General features: G+C 69.8%; 7 protein-coding genes and 1 pseudogene. 5 read left to right on the top strand and 3 right to left on the bottom strand.

What is annotated here, in order from left to right; all coding sequences use genetic code 11:
• The 4 genes and pseudogenes from ACWGH4_RS28005 to ACWGH4_RS27990 all read left to right on the top strand — a co-directional run.
• A pseudogene (locus ACWGH4_RS28005) lies at positions 1 to 482 on the top strand (DNA primase); the annotation flags it as partial.
• 79 nt (positions 483 to 561) lie between these two features.
• Positions 562 to 1,506, top strand: coding sequence for a nucleoside hydrolase (locus tag ACWGH4_RS28000; protein WP_441265998.1), 945 nt, complete (start codon positions 562 to 564; stop codon positions 1,504 to 1,506).
• A 203-nt stretch (positions 1,507 to 1,709) separates the two neighbouring features.
• On the top strand, positions 1,710 to 2,414 hold the full coding sequence (locus ACWGH4_RS27995; protein ID WP_453465840.1) for a class F sortase: 705 nt from the start codon (positions 1,710 to 1,712) through the stop codon (positions 2,412 to 2,414).
• Between the two features lie 107 nt (positions 2,415 to 2,521).
• A complete protein-coding gene (locus ACWGH4_RS27990; protein ID WP_453465838.1) occupies positions 2,522 to 2,872 on the top strand; it encodes a PRC-barrel domain containing protein in 351 nt (116 codons plus the stop codon).
• Positions 2,873 to 2,933: 61 nt separating this feature from the next.
• Here the strand turns inward: ACWGH4_RS27990 and ACWGH4_RS27985 are convergent, their stop codons facing one another.
• On the bottom strand, positions 2,934 to 3,143 hold the full coding sequence (locus tag ACWGH4_RS27985; RefSeq protein WP_453465836.1) for a DUF6381 family protein: 210 nt from the start codon (positions 3,141 to 3,143) through the stop codon (positions 2,934 to 2,936).
• A gap of 353 nt (positions 3,144 to 3,496) precedes the next feature.
• Here ACWGH4_RS27985 and ACWGH4_RS27980 point away from each other — a divergent pair, with 353 nt between their 5' ends.
• Positions 3,497 to 3,961 carry an SSI family serine proteinase inhibitor gene (locus tag ACWGH4_RS27980; RefSeq protein WP_453465834.1) on the top strand — a complete coding sequence of 155 codons (465 nt, stop codon included), beginning with the start codon at positions 3,497 to 3,499 and terminating at the stop codon, positions 3,959 to 3,961.
• Positions 3,962 to 3,995: 34 nt separating this feature from the next.
• On the opposite strand, the gene ACWGH4_RS27975 is transcribed toward ACWGH4_RS27980, so the two are convergent.
• Positions 3,996 to 4,154 carry a hypothetical protein gene (locus tag ACWGH4_RS27975; protein ID WP_189469930.1) on the bottom strand — a complete coding sequence of 53 codons (159 nt, stop codon included), beginning with the start codon at positions 4,152 to 4,154 and terminating at the stop codon, positions 3,996 to 3,998.
• Between the two features lie 91 nt (positions 4,155 to 4,245).
• Positions 4,246 to 5,196, bottom strand: a complete 951-nt coding sequence (locus tag ACWGH4_RS27970; protein ID WP_441265898.1) for a cytochrome c oxidase assembly protein — start codon at positions 5,194 to 5,196, stop codon at positions 4,246 to 4,248.
• Positions 5,197 to 5,274: the final 78 nt, after the last annotated feature.

Below are 5,274 nucleotides of genomic sequence, written 5' to 3'. Positions count from 1 at the left end.
GGGACAAGGACAAGGACGAGGACAAGTACAAGTCCGAGGACAAGGACGAGGACAAGTACAAGGACGAGGACAAGGGCGACAAGGACTACGACAAGGACGACAAGGACAAGGACAAGGACTACGACAAGGGCGACAAGCCGCACGGTGGTGTGCACACCGGCGGTGGCGCCCTCGCCACTCTGACCAACGACGAGTGGGACAAGGACAAGGACGAGGACAAGTACAAGTCCGAGGACAAGGACGAGGACAAGTACAAGGACGAGGACAAGGGCGACAAGGACTACGACAAGGGCGACAAGGGCGACCACGAGAAGTCCGACAGCTGGAAGGGCGAGAAGCCCAATGGCGGCGTGCACACCGGCGGCGGTGGCCTGGCCTCCTCCGGCAGCGGCATGGCGGCGGGCAGCCTGCTCCTGCTGGGCGGCCTCGGCGCCGGTGCCTACATGCTGCGGCGCCGCAAGGCCGGTAACCCCGCGGCCTGATCGGATCCGCTCGCGGTGACATGTGCGGCCGCTGCCCCCGCCGGGGCAGCGGTCGCCTTTTCGACAGCAAGGTGGAGCCGTGCCCGTGCCCGTCATCATCGACTGCGATCCCGGACATGACGACGCCCTGGCCCTCATGCTGGCCGCGGGGGACCCGGCGGTCGAACTGCTGGCGATCACCACGGTCGCCGGGAACCAGACCCTGGACAAGACGACCCTCAACGCCCGCCGGGTCTGCACCGTCGCAGGGATCACCGGTGTTCCCGTCGCGGCCGGCTGCGCGCGTCCGCTCGTCCAGCCGCTCAGGGTCGGGGGAGACGTCCACGGCGAGTCGGGGCTGGACGGGCCGCGGTTCCCGGAACCCACTGTGGAGGCGGTGCCGGAACACGCGGTCGACCTCATGCACAGGGTCCTCTCCGCGCATCCCGAGCCGGTCACCCTCGTTCCGACCGGTCCGCTGACCAACGTGGCGCTCTTGCTGACCCGTCATCCGGACAGTGCCCGGCACATCCGCGAGATCGTGCTGATGGGCGGCTCAATCGGGCTCGGGAACACCACGCCTGCGGCCGAGTTCAACATTCTTGTCGACCCCGAAGCAGCCGACATCGTCTTCGGCAGCGGTCTTCCGGTCACCATGTGCGGTCTCGACGTCACGCACCAGGCGCTCGCCACGGCGGAGGTGCTGGCCCGGCTGGAGCGTCTCGACACCCCACTGGCCCGCCTCTGCGTGGAGTTGATGACGTTCTTCGGCTCGGCCTACCGCCGGCTTTGGGGGTTCGCCGCGCCTCCGTTGCACGACCCGGTCGCCGTGGCCCGCGTCATCGACCCGGACATCGTGCGGTGCGTCGAGGCGAACGTGGCCGTCGAGCTGCACGGGCGGTACACGCGTGGGGCGACCGTCGTGGACCTGCACAAGTACCTCGACCGGCCCGTCAACGCACTCGTCGCGGTCGACCTGGACGCGGAGAAGTTCTGGGACCGGGTGATCGCGGCGGTCGAGACACTCGGCCGGCGCGCCCCGTGACCGCCCACGCCGGCCGAAGCCCTGACGGCCGGTCAGCTTCCGCCGCGGCACCGCCCGTCGCCCCGAAAGGCGAACATTCCGCCCGGATCACTCTTCGGGGCCACAGCATCGCCCGGATGCCGCTGCTCCGGGTGGTGAGGCGCCTCGAACGGGCCGACCGTAATCACGTCGCCACTACTCCTCCCGGTGAAAGGTGTGCCCTCATGGCCCTGCAACAGCAAGCGAAGGAGCCGGCCGAGAAGCGTTCTCGCGGGCGTTCTCTGCTCTGGCCCCTGGCCGCTGCCCTGCTCGGCATCGTGTTGATCTACAACTCCGTCGGCACGACGGAGGACGCCAAATCCGCCGCGACGCCGCTGATCTCCGTGTCCGCCGCCCCCGGTGCGAAGCCCAGCGCCTCTCCCAGTGCAGCCCCCAGCGCCTCGGCCAGTACCCGGCCGGGGCTACCACGTGCCGAACCGACCCGCTTGAAGATCCTTCCGATCGCTGTGGACGCGCCGTTCATGCCCCTGTCCATCGGCCCGTCCGGTCAGCTCGACGCGCCGCCGCCGGACGACAGCAACCTCGTCGGCTGGTTCCGTGAGGGAGTGACGCCGGGGGAGGCCGGTACGGCGATCGTCGCCGGGCACCTCGACACGAAGACCGGGCCCGGGGTGTTCATGAGTCTCAGTGAGCTCAAGCCGGGGAGCCTGGTGGACGTGGTGCGCAAGGACGGTACGACCGTCACCTTCTCTGTCGACGAGATCGAGAGCTTCAGCAAATCGGACTTCCCCAACGACCGGGTCTACGCGGACACCCCCGACCCGCAACTGCGGCTGATCACATGTGGGGGTGAGTACGACAAGAAGGCGAAGGACTACAAGGAGAACGTGGTCGTCTTCGCCCACATGGTCTCCTCCCGGAAGGCTTGACGGCGCACGCGGCGCGGCTCCCGTCCCCGGGGCGACGGTGTCAGGCAGGAGCGCACGGGTACCCGCGCCGCTGTGCGGGGCCGGCCCGCGCAGAGGAGGAGGCGACGATGGCAGGCGACATGTGGGGCTACCCCGAGACCGCGCAGTACGTGCCCGGGGCGCAGCTCGTCGGATACTCGGTCGAGGCGTCCGACGGGTCGATCGGCAAGGTCGACAAGCACACCGAGGAAGTGGGCCGCTCCTATCTTGTCGTCGACACCGGGCCGTGGATCCTCGGCAGGCGGGTCCTGGTGCCCGCCGGGCTGGTCTCGCAGATCGACACCGGGAGCGAGACCGTACGGCTGGGGTGCACCAGGGCCGAGGTCAAGGATTCGCCCGACTTCGAGAGCGGCAAGCACGAGAACGACGCCGACTACATCGAGCTGATCGAGCGCCATTACGCCAACCGTCACATGTGACCGGCCCGGCCGGCCGACGGCCCGCAGGAAGGCGAGGGTCAGCGCCCGCGGGGCCCGTCGGTCACTGCGGGCCTTCCTCGTCCGGGTCGTCGAACTGCGCGCCGGGCTCCCGGCGCAGCTCCGCCTCACTGCGCGCCCGCAGGCGCTCGGCGCGGTAGCGGAGCCGTTCCGACTGCTCGGGGTCGTCGGTGCGGCCGGCCTGCTCGAACAGCCGCTCGGCCGTGTCCCTGTCGTGCTCGGCGTGTACGCGATGGCTGTCCTGCTCGGCCATGACATCCTCCTGCGGTCCGCGGCCCCGTCGTCCGCCGCGGTACGGCGCGGTACCTGGCAAAGGGCCGAATGCCCTCGTCGGATCCGGGCAAACAAGGATCATCCGGTGATGGTGGATACCGCCCATCATGATGATCGGGAAGCGGTCCGGCGCCGTGGCGCGTCCGGCCGACGGCGGCACAGAAGTACGACGAAGCGCTCACCGGGTGCGGCGGCGCCGTACGGAGCAACCCGGAGCACCCGTACGTGCCAGGGCGCGGCGTGGCGCGTTGCCACCGGCCGTGTCCGCGGAGTGCTCTATGGCTCGCCCAGACAGCGCCGGCCGAGAGTCGGCTTCCCCGCCAGGAGCACCGGATGCACCGCAGTGCCGTTCTTGCCGCAGCCGCCCTACTCACCGCCGCCGCGGCCGTACCCGCCGCGGCGTCGTCCGCTTCCCCCGTGCCCGACGGGCCCGGCACGGTCGCCGTCGCGGAGCTGCCCGAAATGGTCCCGGACGCGGCCCCGGCCGCCAAGCCGTCGCGCGGGCTGTTCCTGACCCTCTCGGGATCGGAGAACACCTGGATCCGCGGCGTGCTGCTGCACTGCAGCCCCGTGCCCGCGGGGCCCCACCCGGAGGCGGCGGCCGCGTGCGCCGCACTGGACGCCGCGCGCGGTGACCTGGACCGGCTGTCGGGGGAGCGGCACCCGTGCACCAAGCAGTACGACCCGGTGACGGTCAGTGCCACCGGCGCCTGGCGCGGCAGACCGACCGCCTGGCACAAGACCTTCGCCAACGCCTGCGAACTCGCGGTGGCGACCGGGGCCGTCTTCCGCTTCTGACCGGGCCCGCGACAGCCGGGCGGGCGTGAGCGGCTCAGGTGCCCTTCGAGGCCACCACTCCGATGGTCACCGTCCCGAGCACCACCCAGGCGAACCAGAGCCAGCCGTTGCTGCCGAGAGCCGCCGTGTACGCCGTCACGACCACCAGGGCCCCGACGGTCAGCACTCCCATCGCTTTCGTCGAACCGGACATATGTGCCCTCCTTCGACGGCGGGGGCCGTCGAGGACAATCGTCGCCCCTGAGGAGGGCCCGGCGCTACCGGCCGGTGACGACTCGCACGCCTCAGTTGCCGCGTGCCTGGAGGGAGGCGAGATAGGCGTTGTACGCCGCGAGCTCCTGGTCCCCGTCGCGGTCCGCCGCCCGGTCCCTTCGCTTGGCCAGCCGCTGGTCGGAGCGGTACCACTGGAAGACCAGCGCGAGCAGCACCACCACGGACGGGATCTCGCTGAACGCCCAGGCGATCCCGCCCGCGGCGTTCTGGTCGGAGAGCGCGTCGATGCCGAGGGAGGCCGGCGGATTGCGGTACGCCCCGATCATCGGCTCCGTCGCCATCATCAGCGCGATGCCGAAGAAGGCGTGGAAGGGCATACCGGCGAAGAGCTCCAGCATCCGCATCACATAACCGGGCCGGTGCGGTCCCGGGTCCACGCCCATGATCGGCCAGAAGAACACCAGGCCGACAGCGAGGAAGTGGACCATCATCGCGATGTGCCCGGTCTTCGACCCCATCAGGAAGTCGAACAGCGGAGTGAAGTACAGCCCGTACAGGCTGGCGATGAAGAGCGGGATCGTGAAGACCGGATGCGTGACGATCCGCATGTAGCGGCTGTGCAGCAGCATCAGCAGCACCTCGCGCGGCCCCTTGCGGCCGCGGCCGGCGACGGGCAGCGCCCGCAGCGCCAGCGTGATCGGCGCGCCCAGCAGCAGGACGATCGGCGACAGCATGCTGATCACCATGTGCTGCACCATGTGCACGCTGAACATGACCATGCCGTAGTCGTTCAGCTTGGTGCACATCATCAGCGCGATGCTCAGCACACCGACGGTGAACCAGACCGTCCGGCTCACCGGCCAGCTGTCGCCCCGCTGCCGCAGCCGTGCGACACCCCAGCCGTACAGGCCGAGCGCGAGGAGGCAGCCGACGAGGAAGAACACGTCCGGTGAGAACTCGAGGCCCCGCCCCAGCGTGAACGGCGGCAGATCCATCGTCGTGCCGTGCCCGCTGTGATCCATCTGTGCACTCCCGGAGGGCTTCCTGATCCGTACCGGTGATTCGTACGGGATGTCCGCTTGCTCGCACCAGAGTAGAAC

Source organism: Streptomyces sp. NPDC054847 (genome assembly GCF_053610925.1).
This window is presented reverse-complemented; position numbering and strand designations above follow the sequence as displayed.